Raw genomic sequence first — 21,396 nt, forward strand, 5'->3', positions numbered from 1 at the left:
CTGAGTGCATCCGCAAAGACCCATGCTTCAAAGCTGCGCGTGCCGTGTAAGACCCTAGAGTCACCCTGGCTGCTTTGTCGGCGGGGATTTGCGAAAACGTATTGATGAATGGATCGTCATGGGGTGGTTCGTGACCGAACCGGTTCGAGAAGATGGCTTCGCGAACCTAAACCGTGACGAGGGCCCTATGAAAGGCCGGCGCGCACTATACCGGAATTGCTGAAACAAGTGAGGATTTTTTTTGCGAAACAGCCCCTTGCGGCCAACTGTCACAGGCTTTGCGCAAAGCTGCGTCAGTGTCTACTTTTCAAGTGCCCGGTATCGGTTGCGAGCAGAGCTTAAACGATTCACCCAGACAGTGCGACACCCCACCCTCCCTTTCTCCTCATCTGCAGGACATAGCGACATGACCTCTTCGATCAAAGGCCACGTCAGCCGGGAACAGCGCGGCGCAATCATGCTCATCGGCCTGGACCGGGTCGCCAAACGCAACGCCTTCGACTTGAACATGCTCAATCAACTGAGCCTGGCCTACGGCGAGTTCGAGCGTAACGACCAGGCACGGGTCGCGGTGGTGTTTGCCCATGGCGAGCATTTCACCGGAGGGCTCGATCTGGCCGAGGCCGGGCCGGCATTGAGAGAGGGCTGGACGCTGCCGCCCGGCGGTTACGATCCCTGGGGGCTGTCGATCGGTCCGCGGGTGAGCAAGCCGGTGATCGTCGCGGCCCAGGGCTGGTGCCTGACAATGGGCATCGAGCTGATGCTCGCCTCCGATATCAACCTGTGCGCGAGCAATGCCCGCTTCGCCCATCTGGAAGTGCAGCGCGGCATTTTTGCCTGCGCCGGCGCGACTCTGCGGCTGCACCAGATCGCAGGTTGGGGCAATGCCATGCGCTGGCTTTTGACGGGCGATGAATTCGACGCCCACGAAGCCTGCCGCATGGGCCTGGTGCAGGAAGTGATGGCACCCGAGGACCTTCTGCCCTCGGCGCTGCGCCTGGCCCAACACATTGCCGACCGCGCACCGTTGGGGATTCGCACCACTCTGGAGTCCGCGCGTCAGGCGCTGCTCGAAGGTGAGAACGTGGCGGCCGAGGCGTTGCCGGCGCTGGTCCGGCGGGTGCTCGACAGCGAGGACGCCAAAGAAGGCCTGCAGGCGCTGCTGGAAAAACGCCCGCCGCTGTTCAGGGGTTGCTGATCAGGTCGCAGGCCGCAGCGTCTTGATCAGCGGCAACAGCGAATAGCCCAGGTGCGGCGCGAGGTTTTCGGCGCGCAGGGTCAGGGCGTCGATGTCCAGCGTCTGGTCCAGGTCGGCAGGCACGATGAGGATGACGTTGCCCTCCTTCACCGGCAGCTCCCAGTAATGACGGTGGTACAAACCGCGCAGCAGCGCCGCGCCCAAAGGTTTGCCATCGTCCGACGCCCACTGATTGATGATCAGCCAGCCGCCGGGGTTGAGGCGCTGTTGGCATTTCTCGAGAAACCCCCAGGCCAGATGGCCCACGGCAGGTCCGGTGTCGGTATACAGGTCAACGAAGATCAGGTCCGCGTCTTCGGCGGTCGGCAGCAGGTCGAGCGCATCGCCGATGCGCACATACAGCCGGGGATCGTCCTGCAGGCCCATGTATTCCATGGCCAGACGCGGCACGTCGGGGCGCAGTTCGATGGCCTCGACGTCGTCCAGCGGCAGAAACTTCAGGCACGCCTGGGTCAGCGTGCCCGCGCCCAGCCCCATGAACAGCGCGCTTTCCGGGGCCGGATGGCACAGGGCGCCAATGAACATGGCGCGGGTGTAGTCGTATTCGAGCCAGGCCGGATCGGCCGTGAACGTGCAGCTCTGCTCGATGGCGTCACCGAACTCCAGGAAGCGGTAGTCGGCCACTTCAAGTACACGGATCTTGCCGAATTCGTCGTGAACTTCGGCCAATACGTGCTCTACGCGTTCCTCGGTCATTGCTGTTCTCGTGCCCATGGTCAGAGTGATTCGGGATCGCCCCCGCGGGGATCAGCATCGCCGCACTCAGCGATCGCCGTAGCCGCGCGGCGGACCTCGGGTGCAGACGGGCGCAATAGGCGCCCCGGAAAAGCGCGGATTGTCGGCGAATCGCGCCCCGCAGGTCACGCAAATTCTCGGGGTGAGCTGCTAACATGCCTGTCCGATCGCACTGACTTCGAGTTCAACATGAGCCAACCCTGGAGCCCCGACAGCTGGCGGAACCTGCCTATCCAGCAGCAACCTCAATACCCTGACGCCGACCATGTTCGCCGTGTCGAGCAGACCCTCGCCAGCTATCCCCCGCTGGTGTTTGCCGGGGAAGCACGCGAGCTGCGCCGGCAGTTTGCCGAGGTGACCGAGGGCCGGGCTTTTCTGCTGCAGGGTGGCGACTGCGCCGAGAGCTTCTTCGAGTTTTCCGCTGCAAAAATCCGCGACACCTTCAAGGTGCTGCTGCAAATGGCGATCGTCATGACCTTTGCCGCCGGCTGCCCGGTGGTCAAGGTCGGGCGCATGGCGGGGCAATTCGCCAAACCGCGGTCTTCCAACGACGAGACAATAGACGGCATCACGCTGCCGGCCTATCGCGGCGACATCGTCAACGGCATCGGTTTCGACGAGAAGAGCCGCGTGCCCGACCCGGATCGTCTGCTGCAGGCGTATCACCAGTCCACCGCCACCCTCAATCTGCTGCGCGCTTTCGCCCAGGGCGGTTTCGCCGACCTGCATCAAGTGCACAAGTGGAACCTGGATTTCATCGCCAACTCGGCGCTGTCGGACAAATACAGCCAGCTCGCCGATCGCATCGACGAGACCCTGGCGTTCATGCGCGCTTGCGGCATGGACACCTCGCCGCAGTTGCGCGAAACCAGTTTCTTCACCGCCCACGAAGCGCTGCTGCTGAATTTCGAAGAAGCCTTCGTTCGCCGCGACAGCCTGACCAATGACTTCTACGATTGCTCGGCGCACATGCTGTGGATTGGCGACCGCACGCGGCAACTGGATGGCGCTCACGTGGAATTCCTGCGCGGCGTGAAGAACCCGATCGGCGTCAAGGTCGGCCCGAGCATGAACACCGATGACCTGATTCGCCTGATCGATATCCTCAACCCGGACAACGATCCGGGCCGCCTGAACCTGATTGCGCGCATGGGCGCCAACAAGGTCGGCGACCATTTGCCGGGGCTGATCCGTGCCGTGGAGCGCGAAGGCAAGAAGGTGCTGTGGAGTTCGGACCCGATGCACGGCAACACGATCAAGGCCAGCAGCGGTTACAAGACCCGCGACTTCGCCCAGATCCTGGCGGAAGTGAAGCAGTTCTTTCAGGTGCATCAGGCGGAAGGGACCTACGCCGGTGGCATCCACATCGAGATGACCGGTCAGAACGTCACCGAATGCATCGGCGGCGCGCGTCCGATTACCGAAGATGGCTTGTCGGACCGTTACCACACCCATTGTGATCCACGGATGAATGCCGATCAGTCGCTGGAACTGGCGTTTTTGATTGCCGAGACGTTGAAGCAGGTGCGCCGGTAAAGGGGTTGGTGCGTCTGTAGGACTGGCTTTAGCCGGGAACGCGCCGGATGTCACACCATAGAATTGTGGGTGCTCGCGCTGGCCCCTTCCCGGCTGAAGCCGGTCCCACAACGGCGCGCTATTTCTGTAGGACTGGCTTTAGCCGGGAAAGCGTCGGATGTCACACCCTAGAATTGAGGGTGCTCGCGCTGGCCCTTTCCCGGCTGAAGCCGGTCCTACAAAATCAGGCAGCTGCCGTCACAGATGATCGAAGCCGCTGGCCACGAACGCCTCCCGCAAGCGCGCCGCACTGGCGCGCTGGCAGTTGATCAGCACATCTGGCAATTCCAGCCAGTTGGCCAGTTGCCGCAAGTGGAATGCGAGGGCGTGCATGCCTTCGTCATCCAGTCCGGGTTGCTCTTCGTGAACCCCATGAACTGCCAGACGCCCCGCCGCCCTTTCAGCCCGCAAGTCGATGCGCGCGGCGATGCGTTCGTTGTGCAGAAACGGCAGCACGTAATAGCCGTAAACCCGCTTGTGCGCCGGGGTGTAGATCTCCAGCCGGTAACGGAAATCGAACAGCCGCTCGGTGCGCGCCCGCTCCCAGATCAGTGAATCAAACGGCGACAGCAACGCGCTGGCGGCAATCTTGCGCGGCACGGTCAGACCCGGAAGAGCGTACGCCGGTTGCTTCCAGCCCTGCACCTGAACCCGCTGAACCGCGCCCTCCTCCACCAGTTCCGCCAACCCGCGCTTGGCCGGTGCCGGGTCCTGCCGAAAATAATCGCGGACGTCCTTTTCGGTACCGACGCCCAGCGCTTTGACCGCATGCAGCAGCAAGCCACGCTGGGCATCCGCTTCCTCGATGTCAGGGTGATTGACGATTGCCGACGGCAGAACCCGCTCGGGCAAATCGTACAGCCGCTCGAAACCGCGACGGCCGGCGACCGTGACCTCACCCGCTGCAAACAACCATTCCAGCGCATGCTTTTCGGCGCTCCAGTCCCACCAGGGTCCGGCGCGATCCTGCCGGGTGCTGATGCTGCCCGCGCCCAGCGCACCCTGCTCGCGGACGGTCTGCAACACCCGGGCGATAAGGGTCTGCTGCTCGCGGCCGAACTTCGCCAGTTGCTGATAAATGCCTTCGCCCTGGGACGCGCGCTGCATCCGCCAGCGCATCAGCGGGTACAACTCGACCGGCAGCAACGACGCCTCGTGGCCCCAGTATTCAAACAGATTGCGGTGCCGACCCTGGCTCCACGCCGCCTGCTCCAGCAATGTGCGCGAATAAGGACCGAGCCGGGAAAACAGCGGCAAGTAGTGGGATCGCACCAGCGCATTGACCGAGTCGATCTGCAGCACGCCGAGTCGTTGGATCAACTGCGTGACGTGCGCCGCCTTGATCGTCGCAAGCGGCTGGCGGCTGTTAAAACCTTGGGCGGCCAGCGCCAGACGGCGCGCGTGCTTGAGGGAAAGTGGCGGGTTGAGCGGCGGTTCGGCGGGCATTTCGACCTCCATGGCGGTGCCCAACGCTAACCGATCACCCGCTGCTCTGTCAGTGCTTCATCGGGTCATCCCAGAAAGGACGCTCCACTTCTTCGTAGATATCCGCCCGACTCAGGCCCATGTCCTTCAGCGCGTCATCGCTCAGCGTGGCCAGTTCGACACGCTGGTGACGCAGCTTGCGCCAGCGAGCGACCTGCGCCACGGCCGATTTCCACCAACGTTCCAGCGCGGATTCCCGCGACAGAGGTTTTGCGACCAGTACGTAACCTTTTTGACCTTTCATCGTCTTGCCCTCCAGTGGGGATGGGCAGATTCTCTCGCCGCCCCTAAGATCAATCCAACGAATGTTTCTTATGCACTGCATCTGGGAGATTGATGCATGACCACTTATCCGAGTATCGACAGCGAGTTGCTGCGTACCTTCGTCGCGATCGCCGATGAAGGCGGTTACACCAAGGCCGGCGAGGTGGTGAATCGCACGCAATCGGCCGTGAGCATGCAGATGAAACGGCTGGAGGAGGACGTGGTGCGGCGCCCGTTGTTTCTCAAAGACGGTCGCACCATCAGCTTCACCGCGGAAGGCCAGGTGCTGCTGGGCTACGCGCGCCGGATCCTGAAATTGCACAGCGAAGTGTTCAATACCCTGCGCGAGCCGCACATGGTCGGCACGGTGAAGATCGGTACGCCGGATGATTACGTGATGCGCTTTCTGCCGGGGATTCTGCAGCGCTTTGCCCAAGCGTATCCGCTGGTGCAGGTGGAAGTGCATTGCGAATCGTCGTCACAGTTACTGCAACGCCAGGACCTGGATTTAAGCATCGTCACCCGTGAGCCGGGCAAGGAAATCGGGCAGATCCTGCGCCAGGAGCGCTTCGTCTGGGCCGTCGGCGCAGGCTTTTGCCCACAGGAGCAGACGCCGATGCCACTGGCGATGTTCAACACCGACTGCTTTTGCCGGCAGTGGGCAATCAACGCGCTGCAGGCGTCCGGCCGTGAATTCCGGGTGGCCTACACCAGCGCGAGCCTGTCAGCGATCATGGCAGTGGTCAGCGCCGGCTTGGCAGTAACGGCTCAGCTGCAAAGCCTGATCACCTCGGACCTGGAAGTGCTGGGTGAACAGCACGGGCTGCCGCAATTGCCGTCGGCGAGCATCGTGCTGCTGCGCAACCCCAATAACCCATCGCCGATCACCGAATGCCTGGCCGATCACATTGCTGAAGGGTTCAGGCTGTAACAAGTACTCATCGCGTTAGATCACAGCTTGAAGCACAGCATGATCGCGCAGATCACCAGAAAGCCGCAGAACAGCGAGCGCAGTACGCGCTCCGGCAAACTGTGGGCCAGCGCGACGCCCCAACTGATGCTGGCCAGCCCGCCAATCGCCAGCGGAATGCCCATCAGCCAGTCGACGTGGCCGTGCAACGCGTAGGTCGCCAGCGTGATCGTGGTGCTCGGCGCCGCCAGTGCCAGCGCCAGGCCTTGGGCCGCCACCTGGGTCGCGCCGAACAGGCCGGTCAGAATCGGCGTCGCAATCACTCCGCCGCCAACGCCGAACAGCCCGGCGGTGACACCCGAACCGAGGCCCAGCAGCCACAACCATCGGGTGTGACGCAGCTCGGCGCTGGCGATGCCTTTGCGCCAGACCATCTGGATCAGGTTGAACAGCGTCAGCACGATGAGAAACCCGACGAAGCCCAGGCGCATGCTTTGCGGGTCAACGCGCACGGCCCACAGCGAGGTCAGCCAGGACATCGTGAAACTGGGCACGATGAGCATCAGCGCATGACGCACCGACACTCGATTGCGTTGGTTGTAACGCCACAGCGCCAGCAGCACATTGGGCAGCACCATCAATAACGCCGTGCCTTGGGCCAGTTGCTGATCGAGCCCGAACAACACGCCCAGCGCGGGAATGGCCACCAGCCCGCCGCCGATGCCGAACAGTCCGCCAAGCGTGCCCATGGCGGCGCCCAGCAGCAGGTACATCAATACATCGACAATCACGGGCGATCCTCTGAACCGATTTCAGCGCGCATGCTACGCAGTCAGCGCAGCCGAGGAAATCCGCTTTGGCGATATCCAGGTGTCCAACCGACGCACAAACAGCGGCGTTACCTCCAGTCGATAGAGAGCCACACGCCGGGCGATTACTGAAATTATCTGGTGCATTAAACATCAGGGCACTAAATTACCGGGCATTACTGACTGAGCGAGGGACACCCATGAATGCCAACGAGCCCACCCACACGGCCGGCGCTGGCAGTTGCGACGAACTGCTGCTGGATAACCAGCTGTGTTTCGCCCTGTACTCGACGTCGCTAATGATGACCAAGGTCTACAAGCCGTTGCTGCAGGCGCTGAACCTGACTTACCCGCAATACCTGGCGATGCTGGTGTTGTGGGAGCGCGACGGCCTGACCGTCGGAGAAGTCAGCACCCGCCTGCTCACCGATCCTGGCTCGCTGACGCCGCTGCTCAAACGTCTGGAAGTCGAAGGCCTGATCCGCCGGACCCGCAGCAAGGAAGATGAGCGCGTTGTGCTGCTGACCCTGACTGTGCAAGGCAAGGCGCTGCACGAAAAAGCTCAGAGCATTCCGCAATGCATTCTGGCCGCCAGCGGCATCAACCTTGAGCAGCTCAAAGCCCTGCAGAAGGACCTGCTTGCGCTGCGTGGAAATCTGCACGAAAGCATCTGATCAACCGCGTAATCGGCCCATCTGAAAAAATCTCAAAAATTTATCTTGCGCGCTAAACATTAGCGCAGTACATTCTCTCCCACTTGCTTAGCGCACAAACATTTAGCGCCAAGCTTAAGCTTGAATCCCTAACCATCAGCACGTGAGGAATTACCATGCAAGCTCTCTACACTGCAGTCGCAACCGCAACCGGTGGCCGTGATGGCCGCGCTGTTTCCGACAACAAAATCCTCGACGTCAAACTGGCCACCCCGAAAGAACTGGGCGGCGCAGGCGGCGAAGCCACCAACCCTGAGCAGCTGTTCGCTGCCGGTTACTCGGCCTGCTTCATCGGCGCACTGAAATTCGTCGCCGGTCAGAGCAAGAAAACCATCCCGGCTGACGCGTCGATCACTGCCCACGTCGGCATCGGCCAGATCCCTGGCGGTTTCGGTCTGGACATCGACCTGCACATCAGCCTGCCGGGCCTTGAACAAGCCGAAGCCCAGGCGCTGGTCGATGCAGCCCACCAGGTCTGCCCTTACTCCAACGCCACACGCGGCAACGTCGACGTTCGTCTGCACGTGACTGTGTAAAAACCTGGCGTAAGACCTACGCCCCACACCTCGTCTGACCGGGAGAAGAACATGAACACGTTTGGCAAGATTCTGGCTGGCTCGCTCCTCGCACTGTCCATCGGCAACGCTTTCGCAGCGACCGACACGGGCGTCGAGCACAACACGCAGGCGTTTCTGGACGCATTGAATTCGGGAAGCGGCAAGCCGATCGAACAGCTTTCGCCCAAAGATGCCCGCGCCGTACTGACCGGTGCCCAGGCCGGGGTCAAGCTGACCCTGCCCAAGGCCGATGTCAGCCAGAAGACCATTTCGGTGGACGGCCAGAACATCAGCCTGACGATCGTTCGTCCGGCTGGCGTCAAAGGCACCTTGCCGGTGTTCATGTACTTCCACGGCGGCGGCTGGGTGCTCGGCGATTATCCGACCCACGAACGTCTGGTGCGGGATCTGGTGGAGGGTTCGGGCGCAGTGGCGGTGTTCGTCAACTACACGCCTTCGCCTGAAGCCCACTACCCGACGGCGATCAACCAGGCCTATGCGGCGACCAAATGGGTTGCCGAGCATGGCAAGGAAATCAACGTCGACGGCAAGCGTCTGGCGGTGGCGGGAAACAGCGTCGGCGGCAACATGGCGGCGGTCGTCAGCCTGATGGCCAAAGACAAAGGCACCCCGGCCATCCGTTACCAGGTGCTGTTGTGGCCGGTGACCGATGCCAACTTCGATACCGGTTCATACGATCAGTTTGCCGAAGGTCACTTCCTCACCCGCAACATGATGAAGTGGTTCTGGGACAACTACACCACCGATCCGAAACAGCGCGCCGAGATCTATGCCTCACCGCTGCGGGCCACGACCGATCAGTTGAAAGGTCTGCCGCCTGCCCTGGTACAAACGGCGGGTGCTGACGTGCTGCGCGACGAAGGTGAAGCCTACGCTCGCAAGCTGGACCAGGCCGGTGTGCCGGTAACAGCGGTTCGCTACAACGGCATGATTCACGATTACGGGCTGTTGAACGTGGTCAGCCAGGTGCCGGAAGTCCGCTCGGCGCTGCTGCAGGCGTCGCAAGAGCTGAAGGTTCATCTGAAGTAAACGCAGTATAAAAACGGGTCGATCAGCAATGGTCGACCCGTTTGCATTGCTGGATTCCGTCGTTCATATCCCGCACTGTCGCGCAGCATTCGCAGTCCCTGTGGGAGTGAGCTTGCTCACGAAGACGTATTTCCAGCCGCTGAAGACTTGGCGGATGTACCGGCCTATTCGCGAGCAAGCTCGCTCCCCCAGTTCTTTGTCGACAGCTGCATCTGCGGCGGCGTCACCTGCTCCTACAAGGTCAGCGTGTCTCGCAGCTCGCTTTTACATCACCCACAAAAAAGCCCGACTCGATGGTCGGGCTTTTTCGTTTCCGGCATCACATTACCGGCATTACAAACGCAGTGCTTATTTGGCACGGCCTTTGTAGGAACCGCCTTCACGGGTGTCGATTTCGATCTTGTCACCGATTTCGATGAAGTCAGCTACCTGCAGCTCGGTGCCGTTGGCCAGTTTGGCCGGCTTCATGACCTTGCCCGACGTGTCGCCACGAGCCGAACCTTCGGTGTAGTCGACGGTGCGCACGATGGTGGTCGGCAGCTCTACGGAAACCAGACGGTCTTCGAAGAAGATCGCTTCGCAAACGTCGGTCATGCCTTCTTCAACGAATGGCAGAACGGCTTCGATGTCTTCAGCGTTCAGTTCGTACATGGTGTAGTCGGTGGTGTCCATGAACGTGTAAGTGTCGCCGCTGATGAAAGACAGCGTGGCTTCTTTACGGTCCAGGATCACGTCTTCCAGCTTGTCATCGGCGCTATAGACGATTTCGGTCTTGTAGCCGGTCAGCAGGTTCTTCAGCTTGGTCTTCATGATCGCGCTGTTACGGCCCGACTTGGTGAATTCAGCTTTCTGAACCAGCCAAGGATCGTTTTCCAGCTTGATCACGGTACCGGGTTTAAGCTCTTTACCAGTTTTCATTACGAGTATCCGAATTTGGATGAAAGATCTTTCTAAGCCCTGTACGAAAAGCCACTTTTCGTACAGGGCTTAATACAAGGCCGCGTATCATATCCAACTTTGGTAAAACCTTACCAGCGCAGTCGTCAGATCGTCCTGCAAGGCCTGTTCCAGACACCAGCGCTCGGCATGGGCGGCCAGTTCGTCGGCGTGTTGTTCCAGCGCATTCCAGCCCTGAGTCATGTCTGTTCCGCCATTCCAGCTGCGCCAGACCTCGGTCAGCGCCTGCTGCGCCTCCTCCGACAATCCCGCCAGATACAACTCCAGAAACGCATCGAGTTTGGCCCAGTGGGCGTCGTCGTCCTGCTCATAGATGTGCCAGATCAGCGGCCGCCCCGCCCATTGCGCGCGGACGAATGAGTCTTCGCCGCGCACCACATTGAATTCGCAGCACCACAACAGCTGGTCATAGTCTTCCTGGCGCACAAACGGCAGCACCTGAATCGTCAGGCCATCGCGCACCTGCACGGCGCCCGCCTTCAATTCTTCCACGCCCAACCAACGCTGAACGTCGCCCAGAATGCGGCCTTCAGGCACCAGCAAATGGGTCGTCCGATCAGCCCGGGCCAGGCAATCCAGCCAACTGCCGAGGCCGGCGTGTTCGTAGGCAAACAGCGACATCAGCCGCGCATCGGCGTGGGGCGCAATGTTCAGGCGCTGGAGAAAGGACTGCCGCACGGCAGAATCCGCCTGAAACGCCCGACGCTTGTCGATCAGGCCCGCCTCACGCAGCAACCCGCCGGTCTTGTCGGTGAAGCCGGGGAAGAAGAAATATTTGCGCAGGCCCGAGGACTGGATCGACGGCAGGCCGTGGCAACCGGAGACCCAGTCCTCGGCGCTGAGGTATTCGAGGTTGAACCACAGCGGCCGCTTCTCCCGCCCGAGCATGGCCTCGATGTAGTCCGGCGGCAGACGACAGGCGAAGGCTTCGACCACGACGTCCGGCAGCTCGGCCGGTTGCCAGGTCTTGGGCCATTCCTTCGGCCAGTGACAGACGGTCACGCCATCGCGTACTTGCTCTTGCGCCAGCGGATCGGCGCCCGGGCACAGCCGCGCGAAGGCGTTCAGGTCATCGATCCAGAGGCGAACATTCAGGTCGTGTTCGGCGACCAGTTGTCGGGCCAGGCGAAAGGTCACGCCGACGTCGCCGAAATTATCGACAACGCTGCAGAAAATATCCCAAGAGGCTTTCATCCGGGCTCCCTGAGGATGTTCAAAAAAACCGATTGTCCTTCATTGCGGCGCAGAATCACCAGCCCCGGTCGTGCGACAATCGCTGCCACCGCTGGCCACATGCATACAAGTCTGGAGTCTGTCATGTACGTCAACCACCGCGAACTGTCCGTCACGCTGCGCCCGCTAAAGCTGATCCTGTCGATTGCCGCCGGTATCTGGCTGGGCTTTCTCGCCGTCCTGGTGAGCCTGTGGCTGATCTATAAAATGCTCCCCGCCGAGCAGACCCAGGCGCTGAGCAATGCGGCCGCGCAGATCACCGCCCCGCCTGCGGCCAAGCCTAAGCCTGAAAGTGATAACCCGATGTTCGATCAGTACCGGCAGATTCTGCGCGACAGCGAAGCGCGACAGACCCAGGAGACCGAACAGGCGGAGCGGCAACGCAGCTTCAACGGGCCCAAGTGCCAGTTCTGGATGCAGCAGAACCAGACCGCCCCCAGCGAGAAAAGCCGTGCGAGCGTCTATCAGTTCTGCGGTTGAATCCCTTTGTCGAGCCATTCCATGTCCGTGAACACTCCATGCCCGCCATGCCCGTGAACAAGCAAACCGTCCTGCAGTGCATCGTCGAGAAGCTCCAGGTCGATCTCGATGTGGCGGTGCGGGCCGCACAAACCGCCTACGAAACCGCGACTCACGAAGAGAACATCGCCGAGAACAAGTACGACACCCTTGGGCTGGAAGCATCGTATCTGGCGGCGGGTCAGGCGCGGCGCGTGGAGGAAATCCGCCAGTCGCTGAACCTGTGTCGCAACCTGGTGCTCAAGCCCTTCGATGAACAGCGCGGCATCCAGACCGGCGATCTTATTGCCCTCCTGGCGGACAACGGTGCGGAACAGCGGTTGTTTCTGGCGCCTGACGCGGCGGGGCTAAAAATCACGGTCGACGAGCAGGTGATAACGGTGATCACGGCACGCTCGCCGCTGGGTCAGAGCCTGCTTGGCAAGCTAGATGGCGATGAGGTGGAAGTGGTGGTGAACGGCAGCCGTCAATCGTTCGAGATCACGCAAATCCTGTGACCCACTGATCATTTGCAGGGTTGTAGCGTCTGACTTTTTGTGGGTAAGGTGCAGGGTCGCACCACAAAGGGTGAACCCCGGAACACGGAGCCGGGGACACGGATTTAACCAAGGAGATATTTCATGACGAACGTCATCACTTTCCCTGACGCCCATGAACGTGATCGCCTCAAGTCCAGTGACCACCACGGGTTGAGATACCTGAACAAGAAAGAGCGACAACTGATCGACCGCCTGCGCATGACCAGTCACGCCGGCCGCCAGTACGTTTACGACTACGCCAGCATCATGCAGCGCTCCAAGCCGCTGTACCCCGAACCGGTGGACTGACGCCGCTCACTCGCGACAGACGCCGGTTCAGCAGAGGTTCAGTACAACGCCAATGGGCGTGGGCCTATAGTGGGCAGATGTTTCTGTCTTCAGGAAAGTCTCATGCCCACTGCACCGCCTGTCCCTTCGCCCGCAGAACCGGGCACGCCCGCCGCCAACGCGCCGGTGGATCACCTGCGCTTTCACAAACGCCACGCGCACCTGGCGCCGACCTTTGGCACCGATGCCTTCGCCCTCAAGGCCGAGGCGTTCGCACGCTTCTTCGGCACGCCCACCTTTCTCGGCGCCCAGACGCTGCTGGTGTTGCTGTGGGTGGGCGCCAACCTGAGCGGGCTGGTGTCGTTCGATCTCTACCCGTTCATCTTGCTCAATCTGGCATTCAGCCTGCAGTCGGCCTATGCCGCGCCGCTTATTCTACTGGCCCAGACCCGACAGGCCGCCCGGGACAAGGCCAGTGCCGATGCCGACGCGGAGCACCGTGAAGCGCTGGCGACGGCCAACGAAGAGCGTATGGCCCGCGCGGCGCAAAACACCGCGCAGATGCTCGAGCTGCTGGAGCAGAACACCCGACTCACCGAAATGACCAAAGTGCTGACCGAACGGGTGGAAGCGCTGACGGCGGACATGCACAAGCATTTCGTGAAACGCGATGGGCATGTTTGATCTGGAGCCGGTCGCAGAACCCTGTGGGAGTGAGCTTGCTCACGAAGGCATTGGTACATCCGCTGAATTTCTTTTGGCTGAAATAGGGTCTTCGCGAGCAAGCTCGCTCCCACAGGATGTGCGCACATCCGCTAAGTCTTGGTCGCCTGAAGTACCGCTTTCGCGAGCAAGCTCGCTCCCACTGGTCCTGCGTCTCTGGATGACACTGCAGCAACTGGGTAATGCACATATTCCGTTGAACGATCAAGCTCACACGCTGCCCCAAACTCCATGGCATTCATGATCCCCCGTCAAAAGTCCCGTGCTCGCGCTGTGGTTTTTCCCTGCCAGCCGACGCGGGATACTGGGCATCTGATTCATACCTCCCCTTCCCCCTTGAACCCTGGAGTCTTCCCATGACTGTTCCCGCATTTGGCCTCGGCACCTTCCGCCTGAAAGATCAGGTCGTCATCGACTCGGTAAGCAACGGCCTCGACCTGGGCTATCGCGTGATCGACACCGCGCAGATCTACGGCAATGAAGCCGAGGTCGGTCAGGCCATCGCGCAAAGCGGCGTGCCCCGTGACGAGCTGTACATCACCACCAAGATCTGGACCGACAACTTCGCCGCCGACAAGCTGATCCCGAGCCTGAAGGAAAGCCTGACCAAGCTCAAAACCGATCACGTCGACCTGACGCTGATCCACTGGCCATCGCCGAAGGGCCAGGTGCCGGTCGCCGAATTCATGGGCGCGCTGCTGGAAGCCAAACAGCAAGTCCTGACTCGCGAGATCTGTATCTCTAACTTCACCGTCGCGCTGATGAAAGAAGCCATTGCCGCGGTCGGCGCCGAAAACATCGCCACCAACCAGATCGAGTTGCACCCCTACCTGCAAAACCGCACCGTGGCCGATTTCGCCAAACAGCACGGGATCAAGATTACGTCGTACATGACCCTGGCCTACGGCGAAGTGCTGAAGGACCCGGTGATCGAGCAGATCGCCCAGCGCCACAATGCGACGCCTGCACAAGTGACGCTGGCGTGGGCGATGCAGCTGGGTTACGCGGTGATCCCGTCGTCGACCAAACGCGCCAATCTGGAAAGCAACCTGAAAGCCGTGGACCTGAAGCTCAGCGAAGACGACATGGCGCAGATTGCCCAGCTGGACCGCGGTCATCGCCTGACCAGTCCGGCCAGCCTCGCGCCGCAGTGGGATTGATGTCAGCCCTGATTCTGGCTTCAGCCAGAATCACCCCAATCAACGCCCCTTAATGACGCACCCGAACCATAAACAGGCGCCCTGCCTGGCACCTTCACGAAATTGGTTCGCTTACCGCCTGAACCAATCCCGCCCCTCCCCGCGAACCAGACTTCCGAACCATTGCCGATTGGCCCGAAGCGCCGGGATCACGCCTGTCCGCACGCCCGGCCATCGGACCTCGCCAGTGAACCAATTTCCATTGGCATCGCTATTGCACTCGTCCTCTAAAGCCCAGCCGTGCTTCACAAAGCGGCCAGGCCTCCGGTTCACCCCGTGACGAGAGACGCAGATGGACAGCATCGACACCGACGCAACCCACGACACTTCGTCGAAGATGGCCCTCGACGCGCTGCGCCAGCTGGTTGCGCAGCAGGCGGCGTTTCCCCAGCGGCCGTTGCCGACCGAGCGCGACCTGGCGGTGGATTTCGGCGTCAGTCGCCGGGCCATTCGCCGCGCGCTGGCGGTGCTGGAAGCCGAGGGTCATATCTGGCGGCGGCAGGGCAAGGGCACGTTCGTCGGCCCTACCCCGCCGAGCGCGGCCATGAGCTTTGCCAAGCTGTCGAGCCGGACCAATTTCAGCGAGGTCATGGAAGCCCGTATCTATCTGGAGCCGGCATTGGCCTCCTTGGCCGCATTGCGCGCCAGCGGCGAACAGATGGCGATCCTGCGCCGATTGGCCGAGCGCACGACCCATCAGCAACACGCCAGCGAACCCGACGCCGAAGGCATCGAGCTGTGGGACAGCGCCTTGCATCGCGGGATCGCTGAAGCCGCCGGCAACCGGCTGATGCTGGACATATTCGAAATGCTCGACGCGATCCGGCTTGATCCGGCATGGCGCGACCTGCGCCAACGCGCGCGCAACACCGATCGCCTGAGCACCTACAGCCACGATCACCACGACATCATCGGCGCCATCGAAAGTCGCGACCCGGCCAAGGCCGCCACCGCCATGCGCGGTCATCTGCGTGCGCTGCAACAGGCGCTCGATCACGTCATCCAGCAAGACCTCGAGGCCAGCGTATGAGTGCTTCACCCGCGAACACCCCATCGGTACTGAGCGTCAGCGACCTCACCGTGCGCTTCAAGGATGCCCCGGCCAACGTCGTCGACGGCGTGTCGTTCGCCATTCAGCCAGGCAAGACCCTGGCCATCGTTGGCGAGTCCGGCTGCGGCAAAAGTGTAACGTCCATGGCGTTGATGGGCTTGCTGCCCGACACCGCGACGGTACAGGCCAGTGCTTCGAATCTGCTGGGCGAGCCGTTGCTGGGCATGTCCGACGAGCATCTGCTGGACGTACGCGGCAATCGCATGGCGATGATCTTTCAGGAGCCGATGACCTCGCTGAACCCGGTATTCACCATCGGCGATCAGATCGCCGAAAGCGTGATTCGCCACCAGGGCCTGTCCGCCAGCGCCGCCCGCCAGCGCGCGCTGGAAATGTTGGAAAAGGTCCGCGTGCCCGACGCCCTCCAGCGCCTTGATGCCTACCCCCACGAGCTGTCCGGCGGCATGCGTCAGCGCGCGATGATCGCCATGGCGCTGGCCAATGACCCCGCACTGATCATCGCCGACGAACCCACCACCGCCCTGGACGTGACCATTCAGGCGCAGATTCTTTCGCTGGTCGCCAGCCTCCAGGCCGAAACCGGCACCTCGATGATGCTGATCACCCACGACCTCGGCGTGGTCGCCGAAGTGGCCGACGAGGTCATCGTGATGTACGCCGGGCGCGTCGTCGAAAGCGGTTCGGTGAAAACCCTGTTCGACGATCCGCAGCACCCTTACACCATCGGCCTGATGGGCTCGATGCCCTCGGTCGGCCCCCGCGAAGGACGGCTGGCGACGATCAACGGCCGCGTCCCCACGCCGGCTGAAATGCCCAGCGGCTGCCGCTTTGCCAGCCGTTGCCCGTTCGTCATCGGCGCCTGCCGGGAAGCCTGTCCGCCGTTGCTGGAAGTCTCCGCCGGGCATTTCGCTGCGTGCATCCGCGTGCCACTTGAACAGCATCTGGGAGTCAGCGCATGAGCCTGTCAGGACAACAGATCGTTGAAGTCGGGAGCGTGGAAACGGCGCTCGACAAACCGATTCTGGAAAGCATCGCGGTGAGCAAACACTTTCACAGCGAAGCCGGCTTGTTCCAGCGCAAGAAGCCGCCGGTTCAGGCGGTCAACGAGGTGTCCCTGGCCGTGCGCCGGGGCGAGACTCTGGCGCTGGTGGGTGAATCCGGCTCGGGTAAATCGACCCTCGGCCGGGTGCTGCTTAACCTGCTCAAACCGACGGCGGGCGACGTTATTTATGAAGGCCGCAATCTGGGCAACCTGCCCGCCGACAAGCTGCGTCAAGTACGCCGGGATCTGCAGATCATTTTCCAGGACCCGTTCGCCTCGCTGAACCCGCGCATGAGTGTCGAATCGATCATCGGCGAGCCGATCTGGCTGCACCGTGACGACAGCCGCAGCGCGCGTCAGGACAAGGTTGCCGAGCTGCTGCGCACGGTGGGTCTGGCGCCGGAGCACGGCAGCCGCTTCCCCCACGAATTTTCCGGCGGTCAGCGTCAGCGCATCGGCATCGCCCGGGCGCTGGCTTCGGAGCCACGGCTGATCCTCGGCGACGAACCGGTGTCGGCGCTGGACGTCTCGGTGCAGGCCCAGGTGGTTAATTTGCTGGAAGACCTCAAGCACCAGTTCGGCCTGACCCTGCTGATCGTCGCCCACGGCCTCGCGGTGATTCGCCACATGAGCGACCGCGTGGCCGTGATGTACCTCGGCGAGATCGTCGAACTGGCGCCGGTCAACGCGCTGTTCGAAACGCCGTTTCACCCTTACACCCAGGCGCTGATGGCCGCCGTGCCGGTCAGTCACCCGGACCTGCGTCGCCCGCGCCCGCTGCTCGGCGGTGACATGCCAAGCCCCAGCAAGCCGCCGTCCGGTTGCCGTTTTCACACCCGTTGCCCCCACGCAAAAGCGCTGTGCCGAGAAGTGAAGCCGCTTTTCGAAACCGTCGAGCCGGGGCGTCAGGTGGCCTGCCATTACTGGCGCGAAATCGCCAACGCCGGCGCCGGTTCGCTGATCGTGCCGACGCCCAGCGCCGCCTACAGCCAGCGCCTGAATCTGTTCAAAAGCCATCAAGCCCTTTCTCTGGAGAGTCAGCCATGAAATTCGCCCACCTGATGACAACCACGTTGTTGCTACTCGCTGCGAATGCGGCTGTCGCCGAAACCACCTTGCGCATCGGCATCCAGGACGACCCTGACATGCTCGACCCGCACCGCTCGCGCACCTACTCGGGGCGTCTGGTCTACACCGCGCTGTGCGACAAGCTGGTGGACGTCAATCCTGATCTGACCTACGCGCCACAACTGGCCACCGCCTGGAACTGGAGCGAGGACGGCAAGACGCTGACCATGACTCTGCGCGACGGCGTGACCTTCCACGACGGCGAGGTGTTCGACGCCGCCGCCGTGAAGTTCAACCTCGACCGCGCGCGCACCCTGCCCGACTCCCTGCGCAAGAGCGAACTGGCGTCGGTGGACAGCGTTGAGGTGATCGACGCGAAAACCGTGGCGATCAAGGTCAAGCAGCCCGACGCGACGCTGATCTCGCAACTGTCAGACCGCGCCGGGATGATGCTCGCACCGAAGGCCTCGGCGACCGACGTGGCTTCGAAACCGGTGTGTTCCGGGCCGTACAAATTCGTTCAGCGCGTGCAGCAGGACCGCATCGTGCTGGAGCGCTTCGACAACTACTGGAACAAGCAGGCGTACCACTTCGACAAAGTGATTTTCCTGCCGATTCCGGACACCTCGGTGCGCCTGGCGAACCTGCGTTCCGGCGACCTGGACATCATCGAGCGCGTCGCGCCCACCGACGTGAAGACCGCCAAGGCGGACAGCCACGTCCAGGTGTTCAGCACGCCGGGCCTGGGCTACATGCAGTTGATGTACAACACCAACAACGGCGACAAGGCCAACAACCCGCTGGGCAAGGACAAGCGCGTGCGCAAGGCCTTCGAGCTGGCGATCGACCGCGACGCGATCAATCAGGTGGTGTTCGAAGGCCTGTACGCGCCGAGCGCCCAGCCGTTCCCGAAAAACAGCCCGTATTACGACAAGGATCTGCCGGTCCCGACCCGCGACGTCGAGGCCAGCAAAAAACTGCTCGCCGAAGCCGGGGTGAAGACGCCCCTCAGCGTCGAGCTGAAAGTGGCCAACAACCCCATCGCCCAGCAGGTCGGCCAGATCATTCAGGCGATGGCTGAAGAGGCCGGCTTCAAGGTCAATCTGATCGCCACCGAATACGCCACGCTGCTCAGCGAGCAACAGGCCGGCAACTTCCAGATCGGCATGAGTGCCTGGTCGGGCCGTCCTGATCCGGATGGCGATATCCACCAGTTCGTGACCTGCAAGGGCGGCCAGAACGACGGGCATTTCTGTGACCCGAAACTCGACGAACTACTGAACAAGGCGCGCACCGTGAACGATCAGGCCCAGCGTCAGGCCATCTACTTCGAGGCCCTGCGCCTGCTCGCCGAAGACGTGCCGACCAGCTACCTGTATTTCGATCCACGAATCATCGCCATGCGCAGCAACCTCACCGGTTTCGTGCCCAATCCCGATGGTTTGATTCGCTTGACCAACGTCGCTTTCAAATGACAGCGGCACGCGTGGACAACCGCTTCGGCCGCGAGGATTCGTCATGCTGACTTTCATCCTGCGACGCCTGCTCAGTGCCATTCCGACGCTGATCCTGGTTTCGCTGTTCGTCTTCACCCTGCAAAAGCTGCTGCCGGGCGATCCGGTCCAGGCCATGGCGGGTGAGGAGCGCGACCCGGCGGTGATGGAATACCTGCGCGAGAAATACCGGCTCAACGACCCGCTGCCGCTGCAATATGTGCACTGGGTCGGCAATGTCCTGCAGGGCGACTTCGGCACTTCGCTGCGTACCGAACAACCGGTGACCGTGCTGCTGGCGTCGAAGCTGCCGGTGACCATCGAGCTGGCGGTGCTGGCGTTGATCATCGCGTTGGTGATCGGCATTCCCACCGGAGTGATTTCGGCGGTGCGCAAGGGCACGTCGGTGGACTACGCGGCCAACGTGTTCGCCCTGTCGGGAATCTCCATTCCGCACTTCTGGCTGGGGATTCTGTTGATCATGATCTTCGCCGTGAAGCTGCAGTGGCTGCCGGCGTCGGGCTTCGTGCCTCTGGGTGAAGACGTCGGGCAGAACCTGAAAACCCTGATCCTGCCGGCCTTCGTGCTGGGCGCCGGGCTGTCGGGCGTGCTGATGCGCCACACCCGCAGCGCGATGCTCGAAGTGCTGCGCGCCGACTACGTGCGCACGGCGCGGGCCAAAGGCCTGTTTCCGCGCACGGTAATTCTGAAGCACGCCTTGCGCAACGCGCTGATGCCGATCGTCACGCTGACCACGCTGCTGTTCGGTGAACTGCTCGGCGGCGCGGTGCTGACCGAGCAGGTGTTCAGCATTCCGGGCTTCGGCAAGATGATTGTCGATGCTGTGTTCAACCGCGACTACGCCGTGGTGCAAGGCGTGGTGCTGTGCGTCGCGATCGGCTTCCTGCTGCTGAATCTGCTGGCGGACGTGCTCTATCGCCTGATCAATCCGCGTCTGAGGACTGCCTGATGACTTCGATTGCGACCCATCCTTCAGCGCCGCTGAACGCGCCGTCTCAGGCACCGTTGAGAGAACCATTGCGGCCGCGCACCCGTTCGCCGTTCGTGAAGAAATTCCTCGCCAACAAGGGCGCGGTGGTCGGCGCGGTCGTGCTGATCGTCTTCATTCTGGCCGCGCTGCTGGCGCCGTGGATTGCGCCCCATGATCCGCTGAAGGCCAACTTCCTCGCCGTGCGCAAGGCGCCTTCGCTGATCTACTGGCTGGGCACCGACGAGCTGGGCCGTGACCTGTTTTCCCGCCTGCTCTGGGGTGCGCGCAGTTCGCTGCTGGCCGGCGGGGTTTCGGTGGCGATTGCCATGGTCATCGGCGTGCCGCTGGGCCTGTTGGCCGGTTACTTTGGCGGCAAACTCGACGCGGTGATTTCGCGCATCATGGAAGCGCTGCTGTCGTGTCCGTTTCTGGTGCTGGCGATTGCCCTGGGCGCGTTTCTCGGCCCAAGCCTGAGCAACGCGATGATCGCCATCGGACTGTCGGCGATGCCGATCTTCTCGCGCCTGACCCGCGGTCAGGTGCTGGCAATCCGTCACGAAGATTACCTGGAAGGCGCCCGCGCCATCGGCCTGCCGGACCGCTGGATCATCCTGCGCTACGTGCTGCCGAACGTGCTCTCACCGCTGGTGGTGCAAGCAACACTGACCATCGCTTCGGCGATTCTGGCGGAAGCGAGCCTGTCGTTCCTCGGCCTGGGCCAGCAACCGCCCTCGCCGTCCTGGGGCTCGATGCTCAACACCGCAAAGAACTTCATGGAACAGGCCCCGTGGATGTCTATCGCCCCGGGCGTGGCGATCTACATCACCGTGCTGTGTTTCAACCTGCTGGGCGACGGGCTGCGCGATGCCCTCGACCCGAAAAGCTGACAGCGCTCGCGCTCATCCGCCGAAGCCGCCCACTCGATAACCGATCAACT

Annotated in this window: 23 protein-coding genes; 17 read left to right on the forward strand and 6 right to left on the reverse strand. The window is 62.0% G+C overall.

The window, feature by feature from the left end:
* Positions 1–406 precede the first annotated feature (406 nt).
* Positions 407–1,198, forward strand: coding sequence for a crotonase/enoyl-CoA hydratase family protein (locus AC07VF_RS00370; RefSeq protein WP_495008887.1), 792 nt, complete (start codon positions 407–409; stop codon positions 1,196–1,198).
* Here AC07VF_RS00370 and AC07VF_RS00375 read toward each other — a convergent pair whose 3' ends face one another.
* Positions 1,199–1,954: a spermidine synthase gene (locus AC07VF_RS00375; RefSeq protein ID WP_192172778.1), complete on the reverse strand. Its 756-nt coding sequence runs from the start codon at positions 1,952–1,954 to the stop codon at positions 1,199–1,201.
* 228 nt (positions 1,955–2,182) lie between these two features.
* Between AC07VF_RS00375 and AC07VF_RS00380 the strand changes: the two genes are divergently transcribed.
* Complete coding sequence (locus tag AC07VF_RS00380) at positions 2,183–3,529, forward strand: class II 3-deoxy-7-phosphoheptulonate synthase (RefSeq protein ID WP_282367418.1); 1,347 nt, start codon at positions 2,183–2,185, stop codon at positions 3,527–3,529.
* A gap of 237 nt (positions 3,530–3,766) precedes the next feature.
* On the opposite strand, the gene AC07VF_RS00385 is transcribed toward AC07VF_RS00380, so the two are convergent.
* Positions 3,767–5,014 carry a winged helix-turn-helix domain-containing protein gene (locus AC07VF_RS00385; RefSeq protein WP_495008886.1) on the reverse strand — a complete coding sequence of 416 codons (1,248 nt, stop codon included), beginning with the start codon at positions 5,012–5,014 and terminating at the stop codon, positions 3,767–3,769.
* A gap of 49 nt (positions 5,015–5,063) precedes the next feature.
* Positions 5,064–5,297 (reverse strand): DUF1127 domain-containing protein, encoded by a 234-nt coding sequence (locus tag AC07VF_RS00390; RefSeq protein WP_495008885.1) that lies wholly within the window; start codon positions 5,295–5,297, stop codon positions 5,064–5,066.
* 96 nt (positions 5,298–5,393) lie between these two features.
* Between AC07VF_RS00390 and AC07VF_RS00395 the strand changes: the two genes are divergently transcribed.
* Positions 5,394–6,248, forward strand: coding sequence for a LysR substrate-binding domain-containing protein (locus AC07VF_RS00395; protein WP_065993052.1), 855 nt, complete (start codon positions 5,394–5,396; stop codon positions 6,246–6,248).
* A 20-nt stretch (positions 6,249–6,268) separates the two neighbouring features.
* Here AC07VF_RS00395 and AC07VF_RS00400 read toward each other — a convergent pair whose 3' ends face one another.
* Complete coding sequence (locus tag AC07VF_RS00400; RefSeq protein WP_495008917.1) at positions 6,269–7,000, reverse strand: sulfite exporter TauE/SafE family protein; 732 nt, start codon at positions 6,998–7,000, stop codon at positions 6,269–6,271.
* 236 nt (positions 7,001–7,236) lie between these two features.
* Here AC07VF_RS00400 and AC07VF_RS00405 point away from each other — a divergent pair, with 236 nt between their 5' ends.
* The 3 genes from AC07VF_RS00405 (at position 7,237) to AC07VF_RS00415 (ending at position 9,356) form a co-directional block, all read left to right on the forward strand.
* On the forward strand, positions 7,237–7,710 hold the full coding sequence (locus tag AC07VF_RS00405) for a MarR family winged helix-turn-helix transcriptional regulator (protein ID WP_495008884.1): 474 nt from the start codon (positions 7,237–7,239) through the stop codon (positions 7,708–7,710).
* A 155-nt stretch (positions 7,711–7,865) separates the two neighbouring features.
* Positions 7,866–8,285 carry an organic hydroperoxide resistance protein gene (locus tag AC07VF_RS00410; protein WP_065993050.1) on the forward strand — a complete coding sequence of 140 codons (420 nt, stop codon included), beginning with the start codon at positions 7,866–7,868 and terminating at the stop codon, positions 8,283–8,285.
* Between the two features lie 51 nt (positions 8,286–8,336).
* Positions 8,337–9,356, forward strand: coding sequence for an alpha/beta hydrolase (locus tag AC07VF_RS00415; RefSeq protein WP_346626552.1), 1,020 nt, complete (start codon positions 8,337–8,339; stop codon positions 9,354–9,356).
* A 348-nt stretch (positions 9,357–9,704) separates the two neighbouring features.
* Here the strand turns inward: AC07VF_RS00415 and AC07VF_RS00420 are convergent, their stop codons facing one another.
* Both AC07VF_RS00420 and earP read right to left on the reverse strand, forming a co-directional pair.
* Positions 9,705–10,274 (reverse strand): elongation factor P, encoded by a 570-nt coding sequence (locus AC07VF_RS00420; protein WP_037011849.1) that lies wholly within the window; start codon positions 10,272–10,274, stop codon positions 9,705–9,707.
* An 87-nt stretch (positions 10,275–10,361) separates the two neighbouring features.
* Positions 10,362–11,507 (reverse strand): elongation factor P maturation arginine rhamnosyltransferase EarP, encoded by a 1,146-nt coding sequence (gene earP, locus AC07VF_RS00425; protein ID WP_495008883.1) that lies wholly within the window; start codon positions 11,505–11,507, stop codon positions 10,362–10,364.
* Positions 11,508–11,630: 123 nt separating this feature from the next.
* On the opposite strand from earP, the gene AC07VF_RS00430 reads away from it, so the two are divergent.
* The 11 genes from AC07VF_RS00430 (at position 11,631) to AC07VF_RS00480 (ending at position 21,346) form a co-directional block, all read left to right on the forward strand.
* Positions 11,631–12,026, forward strand: a complete 396-nt coding sequence (locus AC07VF_RS00430; protein ID WP_495008882.1) for a hypothetical protein — start codon at positions 11,631–11,633, stop codon at positions 12,024–12,026.
* A 53-nt stretch (positions 12,027–12,079) separates the two neighbouring features.
* Positions 12,080–12,562, forward strand: a complete 483-nt coding sequence (locus tag AC07VF_RS00435) for a GreA/GreB family elongation factor (protein ID WP_463582919.1) — start codon at positions 12,080–12,082, stop codon at positions 12,560–12,562.
* Positions 12,563–12,685: 123 nt separating this feature from the next.
* Positions 12,686–12,892, forward strand: coding sequence for a hypothetical protein (locus tag AC07VF_RS00440; RefSeq protein ID WP_065993044.1), 207 nt, complete (start codon positions 12,686–12,688; stop codon positions 12,890–12,892).
* Positions 12,893–12,994: 102 nt separating this feature from the next.
* The gene (locus AC07VF_RS00445) at positions 12,995–13,555 is read left to right on the forward strand and encodes a DUF1003 domain-containing protein (RefSeq protein WP_346626549.1); all 561 of its coding nucleotides are present in this window, start codon (positions 12,995–12,997) and stop codon (positions 13,553–13,555) included.
* 395 nt (positions 13,556–13,950) lie between these two features.
* Positions 13,951–14,754 carry a 2,5-didehydrogluconate reductase DkgB gene (dkgB, locus tag AC07VF_RS00450; RefSeq protein ID WP_495008881.1) on the forward strand — a complete coding sequence of 268 codons (804 nt, stop codon included), beginning with the start codon at positions 13,951–13,953 and terminating at the stop codon, positions 14,752–14,754.
* A gap of 331 nt (positions 14,755–15,085) precedes the next feature.
* Positions 15,086–15,823, forward strand: a complete 738-nt coding sequence (locus AC07VF_RS00455) for a FadR/GntR family transcriptional regulator (RefSeq protein WP_065993032.1) — start codon at positions 15,086–15,088, stop codon at positions 15,821–15,823.
* The gene (locus AC07VF_RS00460; protein ID WP_495008880.1) at positions 15,820–16,824 is read left to right on the forward strand and encodes an ABC transporter ATP-binding protein; all 1,005 of its coding nucleotides are present in this window, start codon (positions 15,820–15,822) and stop codon (positions 16,822–16,824) included. The genes AC07VF_RS00455 and AC07VF_RS00460 overlap by 4 nt, the downstream gene beginning before the upstream one ends.
* Positions 16,821–17,954 carry an ABC transporter ATP-binding protein gene (locus AC07VF_RS00465; protein ID WP_495008879.1) on the forward strand — a complete coding sequence of 378 codons (1,134 nt, stop codon included), beginning with the start codon at positions 16,821–16,823 and terminating at the stop codon, positions 17,952–17,954. The genes AC07VF_RS00460 and AC07VF_RS00465 overlap by 4 nt, the downstream gene beginning before the upstream one ends.
* A complete protein-coding gene (locus AC07VF_RS00470; RefSeq protein ID WP_495008878.1) occupies positions 17,951–19,450 on the forward strand; it encodes an ABC transporter substrate-binding protein in 1,500 nt (499 codons plus the stop codon). The genes AC07VF_RS00465 and AC07VF_RS00470 overlap by 4 nt, the downstream gene beginning before the upstream one ends.
* Before the next feature lie 43 nt (positions 19,451–19,493).
* Complete coding sequence (locus tag AC07VF_RS00475; protein WP_037011865.1) at positions 19,494–20,438, forward strand: ABC transporter permease; 945 nt, start codon at positions 19,494–19,496, stop codon at positions 20,436–20,438.
* Positions 20,438–21,346, forward strand: coding sequence for an ABC transporter permease (locus tag AC07VF_RS00480; protein ID WP_369306443.1), 909 nt, complete (start codon positions 20,438–20,440; stop codon positions 21,344–21,346). Before AC07VF_RS00475 ends, AC07VF_RS00480 begins: the two co-directional genes overlap by 1 nt.
* The last annotated feature ends 50 nt before the right edge of the window (positions 21,347–21,396 follow it).

It is taken from the genome of Pseudomonas sp. GW821-FHT02H06 (assembly GCF_059421525.1).

Bases quoted from the DNA above. Each gene is read 5' to 3' on its own strand.
- AC07VF_RS00460 (WP_495008880.1), top strand. From the start codon at position 15,820: ATGAGTGCTTCACCCGCGAACACCCCATCGGTACTGAGCGTCAGCGAC.
- earP (WP_495008883.1), bottom strand. From the start codon at position 11,507: ATGAAAGCCTCTTGGGATATTTTCTGCAGCGTTGTCGATAATTTCGGC.
- AC07VF_RS00420 (WP_037011849.1), bottom strand. From the start codon at position 10,274: ATGAAAACTGGTAAAGAGCTTAAACCCGGTACCGTGATCAAGCTGGAA.
- AC07VF_RS00410 (WP_065993050.1), top strand. From the start codon at position 7,866: ATGCAAGCTCTCTACACTGCAGTCGCAACCGCAACCGGTGGCCGTGAT.
- AC07VF_RS00455 (WP_065993032.1), top strand. From the start codon at position 15,086: ATGGACAGCATCGACACCGACGCAACCCACGACACTTCGTCGAAGATG.
- AC07VF_RS00390 (WP_495008885.1), bottom strand. From the start codon at position 5,297: ATGAAAGGTCAAAAAGGTTACGTACTGGTCGCAAAACCTCTGTCGCGG.
- AC07VF_RS00385 (WP_495008886.1), bottom strand. From the start codon at position 5,014: ATGCCCGCCGAACCGCCGCTCAACCCGCCACTTTCCCTCAAGCACGCG.
- dkgB (WP_495008881.1), top strand. From the start codon at position 13,951: ATGACTGTTCCCGCATTTGGCCTCGGCACCTTCCGCCTGAAAGATCAG.
- AC07VF_RS00445 (WP_346626549.1), top strand. From the start codon at position 12,995: ATGCCCACTGCACCGCCTGTCCCTTCGCCCGCAGAACCGGGCACGCCC.
- AC07VF_RS00375 (WP_192172778.1), bottom strand. From the start codon at position 1,954: ATGACCGAGGAACGCGTAGAGCACGTATTGGCCGAAGTTCACGACGAA.
- AC07VF_RS00465 (WP_495008879.1), top strand. From the start codon at position 16,821: ATGAGCCTGTCAGGACAACAGATCGTTGAAGTCGGGAGCGTGGAAACG.
- AC07VF_RS00415 (WP_346626552.1), top strand. From the start codon at position 8,337: ATGAACACGTTTGGCAAGATTCTGGCTGGCTCGCTCCTCGCACTGTCC.
- AC07VF_RS00370 (WP_495008887.1), top strand. From the start codon at position 407: ATGACCTCTTCGATCAAAGGCCACGTCAGCCGGGAACAGCGCGGCGCA.
- AC07VF_RS00400 (WP_495008917.1), bottom strand. From the start codon at position 7,000: ATGTACCTGCTGCTGGGCGCCGCCATGGGCACGCTTGGCGGACTGTTC.
- AC07VF_RS00395 (WP_065993052.1), top strand. From the start codon at position 5,394: ATGACCACTTATCCGAGTATCGACAGCGAGTTGCTGCGTACCTTCGTC.
- AC07VF_RS00405 (WP_495008884.1), top strand. From the start codon at position 7,237: ATGAATGCCAACGAGCCCACCCACACGGCCGGCGCTGGCAGTTGCGAC.
- AC07VF_RS00380 (WP_282367418.1), top strand. From the start codon at position 2,183: ATGAGCCAACCCTGGAGCCCCGACAGCTGGCGGAACCTGCCTATCCAG.
- AC07VF_RS00440 (WP_065993044.1), top strand. From the start codon at position 12,686: ATGACGAACGTCATCACTTTCCCTGACGCCCATGAACGTGATCGCCTC.
- AC07VF_RS00475 (WP_037011865.1), top strand. From the start codon at position 19,494: ATGCTGACTTTCATCCTGCGACGCCTGCTCAGTGCCATTCCGACGCTG.
- AC07VF_RS00430 (WP_495008882.1), top strand. From the start codon at position 11,631: ATGTACGTCAACCACCGCGAACTGTCCGTCACGCTGCGCCCGCTAAAG.
- AC07VF_RS00480 (WP_369306443.1), top strand. From the start codon at position 20,438: ATGACTTCGATTGCGACCCATCCTTCAGCGCCGCTGAACGCGCCGTCT.
- AC07VF_RS00470 (WP_495008878.1), top strand. From the start codon at position 17,951: ATGAAATTCGCCCACCTGATGACAACCACGTTGTTGCTACTCGCTGCG.